Raw genomic sequence first — 17,628 nt, forward strand, 5'->3', positions numbered from 1 at the left:
AACGCCAGCAGAGCGGCAGGGGCAGAGCAACACACGTCATGTCGAATTCGGACACCATGGCCAACCGATGGGTGCGGTTTCAGAACCGTCTGTATGCGCGTCTCAGCCAGCGCCGCAAACCCGTCGGTGGATTTGTCGGTCAGCCCGAGCCGCGCACCGTCGGTTCATTTGCGCGCGGGCGGCAACTGGTGGCGGGAAATCTCTTGTTTGCGGGTTACTTGGTCGAAGCCCCGGACACGGGCTTGTGGGAGGTCGTGGCCCCCAACGCCGCGTTCGACGACGAGCGGCACGGGTTTGCATGGCTGGACGATCTGGCCGCGGTGGGCGATGCCGCGGCACGAGAAAAGGCGCAACGCTGGGTCTGGGGCTGGATCGAGACCCACGGCAAGGGGCAGAGTCCGGGCTGGGCCCCGGACCTGACCGGACGCCGCCTGATCCGCTGGATCAACCACGCGCTGTTCCTGCTGCGCGGCATGGACGAGGCCCATAGCCGCCTGTTTTTTCGCTCGCTGTCACAGCAGACCTGGTTCCTGTCCAAACGCTGGCACGCGGCGACACCGGGGCTGCCCCGTTTCGAGGCGCTGGCCGGCCTGGTTCAGGCCGGTTTGGCGCTGGAGGGAATGGAAGACATCTCGGACCCGGCCGTTCGGGCTTTGGCGCGGGAATGCGAGGCTCAGATCGACGCCCAAGGCGGCATTCCCACGCGGAATCCGGAGGAACTGCTCGAGGTCTTTACCCTACTGGCCTGGACATCCGCCGCGCTCAGCGAAGTGGGGCGCGGTACGCCCGCCGCTCAGACGGCAGCAATCAAACGGATTGCCCCGACCCTGCGCAGCCTGCGTCATGCAGACGGCGGGTTGGCCCGGTTTCACGGCGGTGGCCGCGGTATAGAAGGCCGGTTGGAACAGGCGCTGGCCCAAAGCGGGGTCAAGCCCAAACCCGTCAAAGGTCTGACCATGGGCTATGCCCGTCTGGCCGCCGCCCGCACCACGGTGATCATCGACGCAGCACCCCCGGCCAAAGGGGCGGCCTCGTACATGGCGCACGCCTCGACGCTGGCTTTCGAGCTGACCTCGGGTCGTCGGCCATTGATCGTCAATTGCGGTTCTGGCGAAAGCTTCGGGTTGGAGTGGCGCCGGGCCGGGCGGGCCACGCCTTCGCACTCGACCCTTTGCCTGGATGGATACTCCAGCGCCCGGTTGGCTGCCCCGACCAAGGGAACCGCGAACGAAGCGCTGGTGGATGGCCCGAGCGAGGTGCCGGTAGAGTTCGAGGATTCGTTCGAAGGCGCGCGCGTGATGGCGGGCCATGATGGGTACGCCAAGGTGTTCGGACTTACCCATGCCCGTACGATCGAGCTGCGCTTTGACGGGCGCGAGGTAACCGGCGAAGACATCCTTCTGACGGCCACCGACAAGGCAAAACGCCAGTTTGACCGGGCGGTTGATGCATCCAAGCTGTCAGGGATCGGTTTTGACATCCGGTTTCACCTTCATCCGGATGTGGACGCCGCGCTGGATCTGGGGGGATCTGCGGTGTCGATGGCGCTCAAAAGCGGCGAGATCTGGGTTTTTCGCCATGACGGCGCCGGAAAATTGTCTCTTGAGCCAAGCGTTTACCTGGAAAAAGGCCGTCTGAAGCCCCGCGCGACAAAACAGATCGTTCTATCCGGCCGCGCAATCGAGTATGCGACGCGCATCCGGTGGACGCTGAGCAAGGCGCAGGATACAGCCTATGCCGTGCGCGACGTGCACCGGGACGAGCCCGATTTCGACTGAGCCAAAAGGATCTTTGGACCCATGACCGACCTTCACCCCGTGCGCCGCGCGTTGCTTTCCGTTTCCGACAAGACCGGATTGATCGATCTGGGCAAGGCCCTGGCCGACCGCGGGGTCGAGCTGCTGTCGACCGGCGGCACCGCCAGGGCGCTGCGTGATGCGGGGCTTGCGGTCAAGGATGTCAGCGAGGTCACGGGTTTCCCCGAGATGATGGATGGCCGGGTCAAGACGCTGCACCCGATGGTGCATGGTGGCCTGCTGGCGCTGCGCGACAATGACGCCCATGTGGCGGCGATGCAGGAGCATGGCATCGGCCCGATCGACCTGCTGGTGGTCAACCTCTACCCGTTCGAGGAAACGGTGGCCAAGGGCGCGGGCTATGACGAATGCATCGAAAACATCGACATCGGCGGCCCCGCGATGATCCGCGCCGCGGCCAAGAACCACACCTTCGTCAACGTGGTGGTCGATGTCGAGGATTACTCGGCCCTGCTGGATCAGCTCGAGGAAAACTACGGCAAGACGTCGCTGGGCTTCCGCCAGTGGCTGGCGCAGAAAGCCTATGCCCGCACCGGAGCCTATGACGCGGCCGTGTCCAGCTGGCTGGCCGACGCGCTGCAGATCGACACCCCCAAGCGCCGCGTGTTCGCCGGCGAACTGAAACAGCCCCTGCGGTATGGCGAGAACAGCCACCAGCAGGCGGCGTTCTACGTCGATGGCTCGGGCCGCCCCGGGGTCGCCACAGCCGTTCAGCATCAGGGCAAAGAGCTGAGCTACAACAACATCAACGACACCGACGCCGCCTTTGAACTGGTGGCCGAGTTCGACCCGCGCGACAGCGCCGCCTGCGCCATCATCAAACATGCCAACCCTTGCGGCGTTGCAACGGGCGCCACGTTGCTCGAGGCATACAAGGCGGCGTTCGACTGCGACCGGACCTCGGCCTTTGGCGGGATTGTGGCGCTGAACCGGCCGCTGGACGCGGAAACCGCGCGCGAAATCACCGGCATCTTCACCGAGGTCGTGATCGCCCCCGGCGCCACCGACGAGGCCAAGGCGATCTTTGCCGCCAAAAAGAACCTGCGCCTGCTGACCACCGAAGCGCTGCCCGACGTGCGCGCCGGCGGCAAGACCGTGCGCCAGGTGGCCGGCGGGCTGCTGGTGCAGGACAAGGACAACGGGCATATCGAGATGGATGACCTCAAGGTCGTGACCAAGCTGGCCCCCACGCCCGAGCAGATGCGCGATCTGCTGTTTGCCTGGAAAGTGGCCAAGCACGTCAAGTCGAACGCCATCGTCTACGTCAAGAACGAGGCCACGGTGGGCGTCGGCGCCGGCCAGATGAGCCGGGTGGATTCCGCCCTGATCGCCGCCAAGAAGGCCGAGCGTATGGCTGAAAGTCTGGGCCTGCCCGAACCGCTGACTATCGGCTCGGCCGTGGCCTCGGACGCGTTCTTTCCCTTCCCCGACGGGCTGATGGAGGCCGCCGCCGCAGGCGCGACCTGCGTGATCCAGCCGGGCGGGTCGATGCGCGATGACGAGGTGATCGCCGCCGCCGACGAAGCCGGTCTGGCCATGGTGTTCACCGGCATGCGGCACTTCCGTCACTGATGCGGGTCCGGGTTCTGCTCTGGGCCGGGCTGGCCGCATTTGTGATCGACCAGCTCAGCAAGTACCTGGTGGTCCACGTGTTGCGCGTGGCCGACCGGCCCGGCGGCATCGACGTACTGCCGCCGCTGCTGACCTTTCGGTACGGCGAGAACCGCGGCATCAATTTCGGCCTGTTTCAGGGCAATTCCGAAGCCGCGCGCTGGTTTCTCATCGCTATTTCGCTGGCCATCAGCATCGGCGTTTTCGTCTGGCTCTGGCGCACGGCCGCATCGCGGCGGATGCTGGTTTTCGGCGGGTTGCTGATCGGCGGAGCGTTGGGGAACGTGGTTGACCGGGTGTTGTATGGATACGTTCTGGATTTCCTGAACATGTCCTGCTGTGGCATCAACAACCCGTTCGTCTTCAACCTCGCCGACGTGTTCATTTTCGCGGGTGCCCTCGGGTTGGTGCTGTTCGAAGGCAAAAAGCCCTCGTGACGCGCCGGATGTTATGCGATAAAAGCGCCTGAAACAGGCTGGAGACCAAGATGCGGATGCCGCGCGCCATTATTGCTCTGACACTTGCTGCGGTCGCAGGATGTTCCGATATCGGCCTGCGCCATCTCGAAGCGCCAGGGCCCGGGCCGGACGAGTTTTCGGTCATGCCGGTCAAGCCACTGACCCAGCCCAAAGATTATGCGTTCCTGCCTGCGCCGACGCCGGGTGGCGCGAACCTGACCGACCCAAACCCGAATGCCGATGCCGTGGCTGCGTTGGGTGGCAATCCCGGGGCGCTGAACCCCGGCACTGGTATTCCGTCGTCTGATGGGGCGCTGGTGACGGCTTCCAGCCGCTATGGCGTTTCCCCCAACACCCGCCAGGTTCTGGCGCAGGAAGATGCGGATTTCCGCAAGCGTCAAAGCCGCTGGACGCGGTTGCGCCTGTTCAAGGTGGACCGCTATTCGCAGGTCTACAAGCGCAATTCCATCGATCCCCAGGTGCAGACCGAAGCTTTGCGCAGACAGGGCGTGGAAACACCCTCGTCGCCGCCGGATGAATAATTCTTAACTTTCCGTCATCGCTCTTGAACCCGTTCGGCGTCACCGTAGTTTGAACACCGTAACGAAACGGAGGATGCCCTATGGCTCGGGCCTTGGCGTTTTGCGCCGCTTTGATGACCGCAACCCCGGTTTTGGCCGAAACCGGGCACGAGGCCGTCACCACCTTTACCCTGGACAACGGCATGGATGTCGTCGTGGTCGAAGATCACCGCGCGCCCGTGGTTCAGCATATGGTCTGGTATCGGGCCGGATCGGCGGACGAGCCGATCGGGTCGTCAGGTGTGGCGCATTTCCTCGAACATCTTCTGTTCAAGGCCACCGATACGATGGAGGCGGGTGAGCTTTCGGCCACCGTTGCTGCCAATGGGGGCAACGACAACGCTTTCACGTCGTATGACTACACGGCCTATTTCCAGCGTGTCGCGGCCGACCGGCTGGAGTTGATGATGAAGATGGAGGCCGACCGGATGCGCAACATCCGGCTGACCGAGAGCGACATTGCCACCGAGCGCGACGTGATCCTGGAGGAACGCAACCAGCGTACCGAGAACAACCCCCGTGCCCTGTACGGCGAACAGATGAGCGCGGCGCAGTATCTCAACCACCGCTACGGCGTTCCGGTGATCGGCTGGAAGCACGAGATGGAGACATTGGACATGGAGGACGCCCTGTCCTTCTACCAGACCTATTACGCGCCCAACAATGCGATCCTCGTGGTGACCGGCGATGTGGACCCGGACGAGGTCAAAGCCTTGGCCGATACGTATTATGGCGTGATCCCCGCCAACCCGGACCTGCCTGAACGGGTCCGATCGCAGGAACCGCCTCAGACCGCCGAGCGACGTCTGACCTTCAAGGATGCGCGGGTGTCGCAACCATATGTTCAGCGCAGCTACCTCGCGCCCGAGCGTGATGCCGGTGCGCAGGAAAAGGCTGCGGCGTTGTTCCTGCTGGCCGAGCTTCTGGGCGGCAGCACCACGTCCTACCTGAACGAGAAACTGCAGCTTGAGCAGCAACTGGCTGTATATGCCGGGGCGTTTTATCGTGGGGTGTCGCTGGATGACACGACCTTTGACCTGATCGTTGTTCCGGCTGAAGGCGTGTCGCTGCAAGAGGCCGAGGATGCGATGGATCAGGCGGTGGCCGATTTCATCGCCGAAGGCGTCAACCCGGAAGATCTGGACCGGATCAAGATGCAGCTGCGCGCCGCACAGGTCTACGCCCGAGACAATGTCGATGGAATCGGCAACCGCTATGGTCGGGCGCTGACCAGCGGCCTGACGGTCGAGGACGTGCAGGCCTGGCCCGACATCCTGCAGGCCGTCACCGGCGACGAAATCATCGCCGCCGCGCGCGAGGTGCTTCAGCCCGAAGCGTCGGTCACCGGCTGGCTGATGCGTGATGACGAGGTGACCCAATGATCCGTTTCCTTGCCCCCTTGATCGCCCTGCTGATCGCGCTGCCTGCCTGGGCCGAGATCAAGATTCAGGAGGTCACCTCGCCCGGCGGCATCCGGGCCTGGCTGGTCGAGGATCACTCGATCCCGTTCACTGCGCTGGAACTGCGGTTCCGCGGGGGCACGTCACTGGACGATCCCGACAAACGCGGCGCGGTCTATCTGATGAGCGGCCTCCTCGAAGAAGGCGCGGGCGACATGGATTCCCGCACCTATGCGCGAGCGCTGGAATCTCTGGCCGCGTCGATCGGATACAGGGCCACTGATGACAGTGTTGCGATCTCGGCCCAGTTCCTGACTGAAAACCGGGACGACGCCGTTGACCTGCTGCGCACCACCATCCAGCAGCCGCGCTTTGATCAGGACGCGATCGACAGGGTTCGGGCGCAGGTCCTGTCCGGGCTGCGCTCGGAACAGACCGACCCCAATGACATCGCGGGTGAGGCATTCGCCAAAATGGCCTATGGCGATCATCCGTATGGATCCAACGGCAAAGGCTCGATCGACAGCGTATCGGCCCTGACCCGGGACGACATCATCGACGCCTACAAAGGCGTCTTCGCCAAGGACCGTCTGTATGTGGGCGCGGTGGGCGACATCACACCCGAAGAGTTGGGCGCGTTGCTGGACAATCTGTTGTCGGACCTGCCCGAAACGGGCAAACCGATTCCCGGGAATGCCGAGGTAACGATCCCCGGCGGCGTCACCGTGGTCGAGTTCGACACGCCGCAATCGGTGGCGCTGTTCGGCCAGAAGGGCATCGACCGCGACGATCCGGATTTCTTTGCGGCCTACATCCTGAACCACATCATCGGCGGCGGCGGCTTTGAAAGCCGCCTGATGCAGGAAGTGCGCGAAAAACGCGGCCTGACCTATGGCGTCGGGACCTATCTGGTGCCCAAGGATCTGGCCTCGGTCTATCTGGGGTCGGTATCCTCGGCCAATGACCGGATCGCGCAGGCTATCGAGGTAATTGGCGACGAATGGCGGCGCGCCGCGACCGAAGGTGTAACCCAGAAAGAGTTGGACGACGCCAAGACCTATCTGACCGGTGCCTATCCGTTGCGCTTTGACGGCAATGCCCAGATCGCGGGCATCATGGTGGGCATGCAGATGGAAGATCTGCCGATCGACTACATCGCGACCCGAAACGACAAGGTGAACGCGGTGACGCTGGACGAGGTGAACCGCGTCGCGGCCGAGCTGCTGGACCCGGACGGGCTGCATTTCGTGGTTGTAGGCAAACCCGAGGGGCTTGAGACCACGAACTGACGCGAAGGGCCGGCAGTCGGCAGGCCTTTTGCAGAATTCCCGACGAGCGGTCATTCAGCGCCGCTCGCCCCGGGACCCCGTGATCCGGAAGCGTGTGCAACCTCTGGATCGTCCACGTTTCCGGCGCCCGTTCCACGAAACCTCTACGGTGTTCGCGGTCATGCGATTCCGCCGACTGGCTTGTTTCATTTGATGGACAGATGTCATCATGAAGCGGAACTATTTTCGCGGGTAAGGAAGGAGGGGTCATTGATGCCCTATCAGTTCTGGCATTCGAAGTTGACCGACCCTCCCATCCACGTCCCGGCGATTGGACTGCAGTTGTTTGTCCGGATACCGCACGACACCACCGACGAGAATATATCGGTCATAGAGACAATAAATGAACCGGGGTTTGGCCCGCCTCTGCACCGTCACCCACAAACTGAAATCTTTCGCGTTTTGGACGGGCAGTATCTCTATGAGTGCGATGGTAGGCGCTTTGTTGCAGAAACAGGGGACGTCGTAACGATCCCCGGGGGCGCCGCGCATGCGTTTCGGAACCTTTCCGACGGGCCGGCGCGGCAACTGGTCATGATACTGCCATCCTTCGACACGGTCGCCTTTTTCAACGGGCTGGGAGACATCATGGCAGACGGAGTTCCCGACCGGGACGTGCTGAACGCATTCTCCGAGAAATGGCAGATCGAGTTTCTGGGGCCGCCCCTGCAGCTTTGACGTCGTTCCAATTTACCGCGGGCGCCAAAGTTGGCGGCTGCGTCAAGCATTCACCGGGTTTTCGCGTTTCTTTTCCGGCCAGAACTCATCCACGACCACGTAGGCTATGATGACGAACAGGGCTGCGCTTGCGACTTGCAGAACGCGAGTGATGCTTTTGACATCGGCCTCGTCCGAAAACGGTGAAATCGACCCGCCGTAGACAATCAGGACCGTCGTCAGGGCCGATCCGGCGGCGGCGGCCAGCGGGATCTGGGATTTGCCGAGCGCGCCCAGCGTCACGCAAGCGAAAAAGCACAGCAGGATCGGCGTGAGAATGACCGGCGCGATGACGTTGACTTCGTAGCAGATGATGGACGCTGCTGCGCCGAGCAGGTTTGCCGTCAGCATCGCCTTGGCCACGGCTTTGCCGGCGGCAGGCATCGCAGCGAGCTGCTGGCTGAGAAGGGCCACAAAGAACAGAACCAGCAGGGCAGACGCCCCAGACACAAAGAATGCCAGGGCGAAAGGAACCGTGACAAGCGACATTCTGACGATGCGCCGATGCTTGTCAAAATCAGCGGCGGATGCGTCTTTGGCCTGCGTGGCGTTCTGGGGGGCGGCCGGAATAAGCGTGAACATCAGCGTCGATACGAAACCGGCAAACAACAGGTTCAGCGGGATCCAGAATACAAGCACCAGCGCCAGATCCGAAGATTGCAGAACGAGGTTGGGGATCATCAGCGCCCCCATCAGGGCGATGACGCCCGGCAGGACACCGGCACCAGACACGGACCATATGAAGGACAGGATTATCCCGATCGCCACCAGTATCAGAAACACGACCGGATAGGGCGCGAAAACCGATGAAAGCAGGAAAGAAACGAACATCAACGCAATCGAGAAGATGAACAGTTTCGCAAACGCGGCCAGCGGTAATGCGGTAGGTGCCTGAAGGAAGAGCGCGGTGAACACCGCGCCGACAACCGCCAATGGCCACCCAAGGAAAAGCCCCAGGGAAAAGACGGCGGTCACACCCAGTGCAAGTCTGTAAACGGCGTGTCTGTCCTCAGTACGCATAAGAAAAGATCGAAACCAAACGAATGTATGTCCGACCGACCGCGTTCAGTATCCCGTTGTCGCTGAGGTACATGATGACATCCGCCTGACCGTTCAACTGAAACCTGAGGTCGTCTTCCGCGCTTCCGGCCTCGTAGCCCGGCAGTATGATGCGCACGGGAAACCGTTCAGGTTCGCGCAGAAACCCTTTGGCGCTCGGCGGGCTTGCCAATTGTCCGGGTGTGTCGCCGCCACTCAGCGAGACCGCCGCGCTGAAGCTTTCGATTTTGCCCGGGATGATCTGACCGGGGTGCATATCCAGCACGACATCCACCGGAGACCCGACGGTGGCGCGCCCCAGATTGTTCTCGGTGAAATACGCCTCGATCCACACGTCCGTCGCATCAAGAAACGTCAGCAGATCCTGGCCGGACCGGGCGTATGTGCCGGGTGCAATCAACAAGTTGGATATGACGCCCGTAGCCGGCGCGCGCAGTTCGGTCCATTCCAGATTGAGCTCGGCATCGGCCAAAGCCGCCAAGGCACGTTGGATTTTGGGATTCTCATTCCCTTCGTCCCCAAGCCTTTGCTTGGCCTTCTCCAGATCTGCTTTGGCGTTTTCATAGTTCGCCTCGGACTCGGCCAGCTGGCCTCGGGCATCGTCGGCTTTCGAGATGGAAATCAGCCCTTTCTTCTCGAGCGCGAAGACTCGTTCCGTCTGAATGCGCATCGTATCCAGATCGCTCTGCGCGCGGGCCAACTTGGCTTGCGCCGCACTTACCTCGGCCGAGGATGCGCCGACCTCCTGAGTGGCCGCCTCAAGGTCGGCCTGGGCTCTGTCGCGATCAATCTCGTAGGGTCTCGGGTCGATCCGAACCAGCAGATCGCCGGCCGAAACGATCTGTCCGTTTTCCACCAATACTTCGATCACGGTTCCCGTGACCTGCGGAACGATTTGGGTCGCCACGGCTTTTACCCGCGCATTCCCGGTGAACGGTGTCTTTCGATCAGCAACCAGATACCAGATAAGGAAGATGAGAATGACGGCCAGTGTCGTCCAGATCGTCTTCCTCATTTTGCGGCTCCCTCGGCGGTGTCATCCGTCGCTGGTGAGGCGTCGATCCAGACCTTGAACAACTCGTAGAAGACGGCGAACAAGACCGGCCCCATGAAGATGCCGATCAGGCCATAGGCCATCATCCCGCCCAGAACCCCGATGAGGATCACGAGCATCGGGGTCTCCAGGCCTTTTGAAATGAAAACCGGCCGCAGGAAGCTGTCCATTATGCTGACGGGAATGGCCAGAACGGTGAAGATCAGCGCCGCACCGCCGGACATGGAACTCCATGCATAGATGACCAGCGGCAGAAGGACGAGGCCGGGGCCGATCTGGATGATCGAGAGTATCAGGCAGATGAACGCCAGCGTCGCGGCCGAGGATATCCCGAACAGCGCCAACAGGACCCAGACAACGACGGCCTGAATGGCGGCAACCCCGATTACTCCCTTGGTGACGTTCCGGATCGTGGCCCCAGCCAGAGTGACGAATTCGCCGCCGCGTGGCGCAAAGACGCGGTTGGCAAAGCGCTGAAGGCCCTGCACCAGATCCGGTCCGGGGCTGAACAGGGCGCCCATGATCACCACCGACAGCGCAAGGCCGAGAAGCCCGATTCCGATCCCCAGAACTTTGCCAAAGAGCGATTTGGTGATCTCGAGGATTTGCGGGCCGTATTTTGCAAGCGCACCATCCAGGTTCCGTTCGAACATGCCCCAGGCATCGGCAAGCTTGGCACCGACCAGAGGCAGATCCTTCAGGCCTTCCGGCGCCGGAGGTATCTTCAACTCGCCCTTGTCAGCTTGCTCGGCAAACTCGGACCCCAGTTCCGCGGCCCCAGATACCGCCGTTGCGACCGGCCCCAATGTGAGAACCAGACCCAGCAAAACCAGGATCGTCGTTGCCAGCTTCTTCCGTCCTCCCAGCTTGGACTGAAGCCAATCGAAGGCCGGATAAAGCGCAACGCAAAGAATTGTGGCCCAGATGACCACGCTTGCAAGCGGGGCGACCATGACCAAGGCGCTGTAGAGAAACAGCCCGAGAAACAGCAACCTTATCGCAAGGTCGACAATCTTTGCGTCCTGAGTCTTTTCCATTCCATCCCCCTGGTATGTTTTTCCGTATGTTACACTCAAAAAAGTAAATATGTATATTTTTTGAGCTTTTAGGGGATGCCCGGCAGTGCGGTGTTTGACTCAGCCCCGAAATGCAAGCGGATCCCGGGGCGCAAAGCACGCCGTAGTTCACCTTGCCAGAGCCTATTTTTGCGGGGTCTCGTCGTCTTGGGACAGGATCGTGTCGGCCACGGTCGTAGCGGCGGTGACGAAGATACCCAGACCCACGATTATGTACGCCATCGTAAAGATCTTGCCCGCAGCGGTTTCAGGAGAAAAGTCGCCAAAACCCACTGTCGAGATCGTCACTACGGAAAAATAGACGGAGTCCAACCAGCTCCACCCCTCGACAAAATGGTAGAACACTGACGCCCAAAGGATCATTCCGACGGTGAAGGCGAGTATGCCTTTCACTCTGCCGTCCTTGAAAGCGACGCCTATCCCACGCGTTATTCTGGTCAGTGAATTCATCATGCCCTCATTCGCAAAAGAATTCACGTATAGCAGTAATTGGATGATTGTGTGAATCCAAAGGGTGAGTTGGCCCGGGCAACGGCAATCTCGTGGCCTCAGAAGGCGCGCGAAACATGTATTCCATTAACATGATGGATAAATGCTCTAGGGTAATCACATGCTGAATCGGGACGCTGAGGGATAACGTGCGAATAATTGTCAAAGGTGTCTTGATCTGTTGCGCGGTCGCGCTTGTGGTTTTTGCCGCGGCTTGGTTGTTTCTGTCTTCCGCTTTGTTCTCGTCGGTGCGGACCAGTTTCGTTGAGAACCTGATCTCAAGGAAGCTGGGTCAGCAGGTCTTGATTGAGGATGAGGTGCGTTTGGGCCTTGGTCGTCAGTTGCAGGTATCAGCAGCTGGACTGGTATTGCCCGCCACACCCAAGGCGGATCTGGCAGCGATTGATCAGATCGAGTTCGACGTATCTGCACGGGACCTGTGGAACAGCAAGCTGTCGGTGAGCAGTCTTTCAGTGTCTGGGGTTCGTCTGAACCTGATCACAGACGAAGAAGGCGTGACCAACTGGCAGTCCTTTTCGCGCACCGGGGCCGAAACCGACAAGACTTCGGAACGCCCGACCCAACCTTTGGCCGGTATCCTGACGGATCGCACGATCGACCTCAAGGATGTCACCGTACTCTATCAGAACGACCTGAACGGCATTGGACTGGACTTGCAGCTTCCAGAACTGGTTTTGCAGCGCGATGCCGAAACCGATGTTGCCTCGGCGGTCGGAACGGGGTCGCTCAACGGTCAGAGTTTTGACTTGAAGGGCACGTTCCCGCCCCAGGACCCGTTCCAAGTGGCATTGAACTTTGATCAGATTTCGGTCGAAGCCCAACAGATTCCTGTGGAGACCGGCCTTCAGGTCAAGGCGACCCTCGAGGTCGATCAGTTGGGTCAACTGCTCGATGTCTTGAAACTCAACCGCGTGTTGGAGGGTTCGGGCAGTGTTGGTGCAACATTCAAACTGGCAGACGGCGTCGCACGGGTTGATGACCTGTCTGTTCTGGCCGAGCTGGATGGTGGCCAAAGCCTTTCCGTCACCGGACAAATCGGGAAATTGGGCAATCCGGAAGATGTTTCTCTGACGACCCGCATTCGCCTGTATCCTGAGGATGCCGAGCCGGCTCCGGCTGCCTCGCGGTATGACCTCAAGCTTATTGCCGTGGATATGGTCATCGACAGTGTCCCGGGACAGGTCCCGCAACGGCAGATGGTCATCAAGACGAACGGTTTCACGCTGGACACCTCTGGTGAGGGCCCGCCGCCGATCAAATTCTCCGAGCTTGCCAGAACGCCCGAAGGTGCCCTGAGCGTGGGCAACATCAATTTGAGGATCGGAAACCCCGCCGATCCGTTTATCATTCTGACCGGTTCGGTCGAGGATGCGTTGCAGTTGCAGGGCGTATCCGCCGAGGGTTTGATTGATATTCCGGCAAGCAGTCTGATCTCGCCCGAACTGTTGGGCCCCGATGACCAGCTGGGCAGGTTTTCGGGAAACTTTCATTTGAACGGAAACATCGAACAGCTTGCTTTGACCAATCTGGATGGTCAGACAAGCGAAACCGAGGTCTGGAGCCTGGAGGTGCACGGGTCCGTAGAAAATGTCCTCAAGTTCGAGAATCTGGATCTGGCGATCGACGTGGATGTTCCGTCGGGCGCGGACCTTCTGAAGGCCTTGTCGCTGGAGCCGGTGGACACCGGTCGGGCCCATCTTGAAATCGACCTGGTAAGTGAAGGCACCGATTGGAATGCCAAAGCCAATGTCGAGGTTTCCGAGTCGGTCTTGAAAATCGCGGCGGATCTTGATGATGCAACAAGCGATCCCGTGCTGCAGGGGTCGATCGAGAGCGATCTGATAAAAATCGATCAAATCAGAACCATCGTTCAGGCGGCCGCCCAACTGCGCAAGATAGGTGGTTCACCGCCTGAGCAGGAAGATGCCGAGAAAGACGACGGTGACACAGGTCCGTTGAGGGATGTGACCCTCAAACCCATCGGGAGGGCCATTTTGCTGTCGGGTGTGAATGTAGATGTCGACATACACCTGCGTCACATTGAGGGTGCAAAGGGAATCAGCAGCCTGCAGAGCGAACTGACTCTGGACGAAAACGAGCTGCGGGCCGGACCTCTGAAGTTTGAATACGGAGGTGGTCATTTCGACGTCAGCGGGCAAATGGATCTTTCGAATGAAGCGCATCTGCTGACCCTGACCGGAAAGGCGGGCGGATGGCAGTTGGATGACCTTCTGCAAAACCTGAACTTCAAGAAAGGCGCCAGCGGCACGGTGTACGCAGATTTCTCGGTTACGGGGGGCACGGATACCGTCAAGCAATTCGTCGGCAGCATGAGTGGCAATGCCACGGTTTCAATGCGCGACGGTTCGATCGAAACCCAGCTTCTGGATCTGGCCGGGCTGGGTATTCTTCCGTGGGTATTTACCAAGGAAAAACAGAAAGTGGCGCCAATCGTGTGCCTGCGCGCGCCGATCAGCATTTCCAACGGAAAAATCGAGACGAAACAGACGACGCTGGAAACAGATCATGTTCAGGTCGTTGTCTTTGGCGCTGTCGACCTGACGGACAAGGTGTTGGACCTTAACATCCAGCCAAGAAAGATTGGCGAGCCACTTGCGCGCAGCCCGTGGCCAGTGACACTGAGGGGAGCGCTCGCTGAGCCCAAGGTCAAAGTCAAGGATGGTCCGAAAAGGCTGAAGCGGTCGGATGGTGCAGACCAGATGCCGGCACAAAGAAAGCTCTGCATCCCGGATATCCTGCAGTTGCAGTAGGGGCGGTTTGCCAATCGGCCACGGCCCTGCCTGTGTTCGGCAAGGCCGGCCAAGCCTGTCGGACGCGGATCACCCCTTTTTCATGCTGCGCAGCATCTGCCCCATCATCTGGCCGAACTGACCCGAGCCGCGCTGATACAGCGCCCCGTCCACGGCGAGAACCGTACCGCTGATATAGCTGGCCATGTCCGAGGCCAGAAACAGACAGGCGTTGGCCACGTCTTTCGGGGTGCCCCAGCGGCCCAGCGGCACGTCTCGGCGCAGCTGCTCGCCCGCGTCGGGGGTGGGGGCCAGACGCTTGGCGCCTTCGGTGCCTTCGATGAAACCCGGCACGACCGAGTTCACCCGTATGCCTTCCACGCCCCATTCCATCGACAGGGTGCGGGTGATCTGATCGACCCCCGCCTTGGCCGCGCAGACATGGGCCTGGCCCTCGTAGGGCAGATAGGATTGCGGGGCCGAAATGTTGATGATGTTGCCGCCGGGCCGTTTCAGATAGGGATAGGCGCCTTTCAGAACATGCACGGTGCCCATCAGGTCGATCTCGACCACGGTGCGGAAGGCGTTGACCGACATTTCCGCCATCAGCGCGGGAAAGTTGCCCGCCGCCCCCGAAACCAGCACGTCGAAATCACCGAGCGCAGCGTGGAATTGTTGCAGCCCTGCCGCGACTGCCTCGGCATCACGCACGTCGAAGGCCGCGCCGATGACCTCGGCCGCGCCGGCTGCCTTCAGCGCGGCGATGGTGTCGTCCACCTTCTCCTGCGAGCGGCTGGCCACGGCCAGTTTCGCGCCCGAGGCCGCGAAGGCCTCGGCGATGCCCCGATTGATACCGCTGGTCCCGCCGATGACGACGACCGTCTTTCCTGCAAAGTCCATGTAGAGCCTCCCGCTTTGGAAGGGGCCCTACTCGCCGTAGGGCACCCAGATGTTCTTGATCTCGGTCGCAGCCTGCAGGAAGCGGCGGGTGTGGTCCATGCCCCAATCGAATGCCGTCGCGTTATTGACCCAGGTCCGTTTCAGGTTCCCGGCCGAGACGACCTCGATCTGCGCTGACAGGTCCGACGACGAGAAGGACCACACCGCATCCACGTTCAGATGCGAGGCCAGCGGTTTGGCCAACTCCTCATGGCTGCCCGTCAGGATATTGACCACGCCTGCAGGCACGTCCGAGGTGTCCAGCACCTGATAGAAATCGGTGGCCGCCAGCGGATAGGGCTCGGACGCCACCAGAACCACCCGGTTGCCCATCGCGATCGCCGGGGCCATGGCCGAGACCAGACCCAGCAGCGGCGCCTCGTCGGCACAAAGCGCGCCGATCACGCCCACCGGTTCCTTCATGGCAATCGCCACGCCCCGGATCGGAACGCCATGCACCTGGCCGTCATACTTGTCGGCCCAGGCGGCTGCGGTGAACAGGCGCTGGATTGCGGCATCTACCTCTTTCGCGCCGTCCTTGCGGCCGGTCATCGCGTCGATGCGATGCGCGAACTCGTCGGCGCGGGCTGAGAGGTTCTCGCCGATGTAATACAGGATCTGCGCCCGCAGATGGCCGGTGGTTCTCGACCAGCTCGTAGCGCCTGCTGCGGCCTCGACCGCGTTGCGCACATCCTTGCGGTTGGCCAGACCCACATGGCCCAGCAGCCCCGCCTTGCCCCAGACCGCGCGGGAATAGCCGCCATCAGGCCGGGCCTGCTTGCCGCCGACATAGAGCTTGGCCGTGCGGTCGACCGGATCGACCGGGCCGCCTTCGCCCACTATAGGTTCGATCTTGGCCACCGGCTTGGCTTTGCCCTTGGGCTTGGTATAGGCGCTCAGCCCTTCCCAGCCACCTTCCCGGCCAAAGCCGCTTTCGCGCACGCCCCCAAAGCCCGCGGCCGCGTCGAACAGGTTGGTAGCATTGACCCAGACCACGCCCGCGACCAGCTTGGGCGCGATGTCCAGCGCAAGGTTGACGTTCTCGGTCCAGACCGTTGCGGCCAGCCCGTAGCGGGTGTTGTTGGCCAGCTGGACCGCCTCGGCCGGGGTACGGAAGGTCGACGAGACCAGAACCGGGCCGAATATCTCCTCCTGCATCAGCGGGTCCGAGGTCTCGAGTCCGGTGATCAGCGTCGGCGGGTAGTAGCAGCCGTTGGCGGGCAACTCACAGGCGGGCTGGTAAACCTGGCCCACCGCGTTGCCCTCGACCATCGACTTGATGGTCTGCAGCTGCACCGGGTCCACCACGGCGCCCACGTCGATGCACTTGTCCAGAGGGTTGCCGATGCGCAGCGTGTCCATGCGGGCGCGCAGCTTGGTATAGAAACGCTCGGCGATGCCCTCCTGCACCAGCAGTCGCGAGCCCGCGCAGCAGACCTGCCCCTGATTGAACCAGATCGCATCGACCAGCCCCTCGATGGCGCTGTCGATGTCGGCGTCGTCAAAGACGATATAGGGCGACTTGCCGCCCAGCTCGAGCGTCAGGGACTTGCCCGACCCGGCGGTGGCCTCGCGGATGCGGCGCCCCACGATCGTCGAACCGGTAAAGGCGATCTTGTCCACGTCTGCCTTCACGATCATCTCGCCCACCGCGCCGTCGCCGGTGACGATGTTGACCACGCCCTTGGGCAGTCCGGCCTGCATGCAAATATCCGCAAACAGCAGCGCCGTCAGCGAAGTGTATTCGGCAGGCTTCAACACCACCGTGTTGCCCATGGCCAGCGCCGGGGCCACCTTCCACGCCAGCATCAGCAGTGGGAAGTTCCACGGGATGATCTGGCCGCAGACCCCCAGCGCCTGTGCGTCGGGCAGCTCGGTTTCCATCAGCTGGGCCATACCCGCGTGATAGTAGAAATGCCGCTGCACCAGAGGAATGTCGATGTCGCGCGATTCCCGGATCGGCTTGCCGTTGTCCAGCGTTTCCAGCACCGCGAACAGGCGGGCATGCTTCTGGATCAGCCGCGCGATGGCATAGAGGTACCGGGCGCGGGCCGGGCCGCCCAGCTTTTCCCATTTGGGTTGCGCCTTGCGGGCCGCGGCCACGGCGGCGTCCACATCGGCCTGGGTGGCCTGGGTCAGCTTGGCCAGAACCTCGCCCGTGGCCGGATTGCGGCTTTCAAACCCTTTGCCGGGCTTGGTGAAGGCGCCGCCGATGAAATGGCCGAACTTGTCGCCCTGATCGACCAGCCATGCCAGGGCCTCGGCGGCACTTTCCGGGGCGGGTCCGTATTCCATGGTCTCGAAAATCTCTTTGACTGTCATTGTTCC

At 61.5% G+C, this 17,628-nt stretch carries 14 protein-coding genes and 1 pseudogene; 9 read left to right on the top strand and 6 right to left on the bottom strand.

Annotated features, from left to right (window positions below):
- The first annotated feature begins 38 nt into the window (after window positions 1–38).
- The 8 genes and pseudogenes from ACR0JC_RS11920 to ACR0JC_RS11955 all read left to right on the top strand — a co-directional run bounded on the left by ACR0JC_RS11920 (window position 39) and on the right by ACR0JC_RS11955 (window position 7,873).
- The gene (locus tag ACR0JC_RS11920; protein WP_170342016.1) at window positions 39–1,778 is read left to right on the top strand and encodes a heparinase II/III family protein; all 1,740 of its coding nucleotides are present in this window, start codon (window positions 39–41) and stop codon (window positions 1,776–1,778) included.
- Between the two features lie 21 nt (window positions 1,779–1,799).
- Window positions 1,800–3,389, top strand: coding sequence for a bifunctional phosphoribosylaminoimidazolecarboxamide formyltransferase/IMP cyclohydrolase (gene purH / locus ACR0JC_RS11925; protein ID WP_170342018.1), 1,590 nt, complete (start codon window positions 1,800–1,802; stop codon window positions 3,387–3,389).
- Window positions 3,389–3,865: a signal peptidase II gene (gene lspA / locus ACR0JC_RS11930; RefSeq protein ID WP_170342020.1), complete on the top strand. Its 477-nt coding sequence runs from the start codon at window positions 3,389–3,391 to the stop codon at window positions 3,863–3,865. Before purH ends, lspA begins: the two co-directional genes overlap by 1 nt.
- A gap of 50 nt (window positions 3,866–3,915) precedes the next feature.
- Window positions 3,916–4,428 carry a DUF3035 domain-containing protein gene (locus ACR0JC_RS11935; protein ID WP_170342023.1) on the top strand — a complete coding sequence of 171 codons (513 nt, stop codon included), beginning with the start codon at window positions 3,916–3,918 and terminating at the stop codon, window positions 4,426–4,428.
- A gap of 80 nt (window positions 4,429–4,508) precedes the next feature.
- Entirely contained in the window at window positions 4,509–5,849 is a 1,341-nt protein-coding gene (locus ACR0JC_RS11940) for a M16 family metallopeptidase (RefSeq protein ID WP_480763950.1), read from the top strand.
- Window positions 5,846–7,156, top strand: coding sequence for a M16 family metallopeptidase (locus tag ACR0JC_RS11945; protein WP_170342026.1), 1,311 nt, complete (start codon window positions 5,846–5,848; stop codon window positions 7,154–7,156). The genes ACR0JC_RS11940 and ACR0JC_RS11945 overlap by 4 nt, the downstream gene beginning before the upstream one ends.
- A 252-nt stretch (window positions 7,157–7,408) precedes the next feature.
- Window positions 7,409–7,723: pseudogene (locus ACR0JC_RS11950) on the top strand (cupin domain-containing protein); the annotation flags it as partial.
- A gap of 6 nt (window positions 7,724–7,729) precedes the next feature.
- Window positions 7,730–7,873 (top strand): hypothetical protein, encoded by a 144-nt coding sequence (locus ACR0JC_RS11955; RefSeq protein WP_244952302.1) that lies wholly within the window; start codon window positions 7,730–7,732, stop codon window positions 7,871–7,873.
- Between the two features lie 42 nt (window positions 7,874–7,915).
- Here the strand turns inward: ACR0JC_RS11955 and ACR0JC_RS11960 are convergent, their stop codons facing one another.
- The 4 genes from ACR0JC_RS11960 to ACR0JC_RS11975 all read right to left on the bottom strand — a co-directional run bounded on the left by ACR0JC_RS11960 (window position 7,916) and on the right by ACR0JC_RS11975 (window position 11,494).
- Window positions 7,916–8,932, bottom strand: a complete 1,017-nt coding sequence (locus ACR0JC_RS11960; RefSeq protein ID WP_170342029.1) for a DUF2955 domain-containing protein — start codon at window positions 8,930–8,932, stop codon at window positions 7,916–7,918.
- Entirely contained in the window at window positions 8,922–9,986 is a 1,065-nt protein-coding gene (locus ACR0JC_RS11965) for an HlyD family secretion protein (protein ID WP_170342031.1), read from the bottom strand. The genes ACR0JC_RS11960 and ACR0JC_RS11965 overlap by 11 nt, the downstream gene beginning before the upstream one ends.
- Complete coding sequence (locus ACR0JC_RS11970; protein WP_170342033.1) at window positions 9,983–11,062, bottom strand: AI-2E family transporter; 1,080 nt, start codon at window positions 11,060–11,062, stop codon at window positions 9,983–9,985. Before ACR0JC_RS11970 ends, ACR0JC_RS11965 begins: the two co-directional genes overlap by 4 nt.
- Before the next feature lie 162 nt (window positions 11,063–11,224).
- Window positions 11,225–11,494: a potassium channel family protein gene (locus ACR0JC_RS11975; protein ID WP_254920200.1), complete on the bottom strand. Its 270-nt coding sequence runs from the start codon at window positions 11,492–11,494 to the stop codon at window positions 11,225–11,227.
- Between the two features lie 314 nt (window positions 11,495–11,808).
- On the opposite strand from ACR0JC_RS11975, the gene ACR0JC_RS11980 reads away from it, so the two are divergent.
- On the top strand, window positions 11,809–14,382 hold the full coding sequence (locus tag ACR0JC_RS11980; protein ID WP_170342035.1) for an AsmA family protein: 2,574 nt from the start codon (window positions 11,809–11,811) through the stop codon (window positions 14,380–14,382).
- Between the two features lie 69 nt (window positions 14,383–14,451).
- On the opposite strand, the gene ACR0JC_RS11985 is transcribed toward ACR0JC_RS11980, so the two are convergent.
- Together ACR0JC_RS11985 and ACR0JC_RS11990 are read right to left on the bottom strand one after the other, a co-directional pair.
- Window positions 14,452–15,261 (bottom strand): SDR family oxidoreductase, encoded by an 810-nt coding sequence (locus tag ACR0JC_RS11985; RefSeq protein WP_170342037.1) that lies wholly within the window; start codon window positions 15,259–15,261, stop codon window positions 14,452–14,454.
- Between the two features lie 27 nt (window positions 15,262–15,288).
- Window positions 15,289–17,622, bottom strand: a complete 2,334-nt coding sequence (locus tag ACR0JC_RS11990; RefSeq protein ID WP_170342039.1) for an aldehyde dehydrogenase family protein — start codon at window positions 17,620–17,622, stop codon at window positions 15,289–15,291.
- Between the last annotated feature and the right edge of the window lie 6 nt (window positions 17,623–17,628).

This window comes from Ruegeria sp. CH5 (genome assembly GCF_056537025.1).

Coding starts and splice junctions, on each gene's coding strand:
- ACR0JC_RS11985 (WP_170342037.1), bottom strand. CDS start 15,261: ATGGACTTTGCAGGAAAGACGGTCGTCGTCATCGGCGGGACCAGCGGT.
- ACR0JC_RS11935 (WP_170342023.1), top strand. CDS start 3,916: ATGCGGATGCCGCGCGCCATTATTGCTCTGACACTTGCTGCGGTCGCA.
- ACR0JC_RS11990 (WP_170342039.1), bottom strand. CDS start 17,622: ATGACAGTCAAAGAGATTTTCGAGACCATGGAATACGGACCCGCCCCG.
- ACR0JC_RS11960 (WP_170342029.1), bottom strand. CDS start 8,932: ATGCGTACTGAGGACAGACACGCCGTTTACAGACTTGCACTGGGTGTG.
- purH (WP_170342018.1), top strand. CDS start 1,800: ATGACCGACCTTCACCCCGTGCGCCGCGCGTTGCTTTCCGTTTCCGAC.
- ACR0JC_RS11965 (WP_170342031.1), bottom strand. CDS start 9,986: ATGAGGAAGACGATCTGGACGACACTGGCCGTCATTCTCATCTTCCTT.
- ACR0JC_RS11940 (WP_480763950.1), top strand. CDS start 4,509: ATGGCTCGGGCCTTGGCGTTTTGCGCCGCTTTGATGACCGCAACCCCG.
- ACR0JC_RS11920 (WP_170342016.1), top strand. CDS start 39: ATGTCGAATTCGGACACCATGGCCAACCGATGGGTGCGGTTTCAGAAC.
- lspA (WP_170342020.1), top strand. CDS start 3,389: ATGCGGGTCCGGGTTCTGCTCTGGGCCGGGCTGGCCGCATTTGTGATC.
- ACR0JC_RS11945 (WP_170342026.1), top strand. CDS start 5,846: ATGATCCGTTTCCTTGCCCCCTTGATCGCCCTGCTGATCGCGCTGCCT.
- ACR0JC_RS11970 (WP_170342033.1), bottom strand. CDS start 11,062: ATGGAAAAGACTCAGGACGCAAAGATTGTCGACCTTGCGATAAGGTTG.
- ACR0JC_RS11955 (WP_244952302.1), top strand. CDS start 7,730: ATGATACTGCCATCCTTCGACACGGTCGCCTTTTTCAACGGGCTGGGA.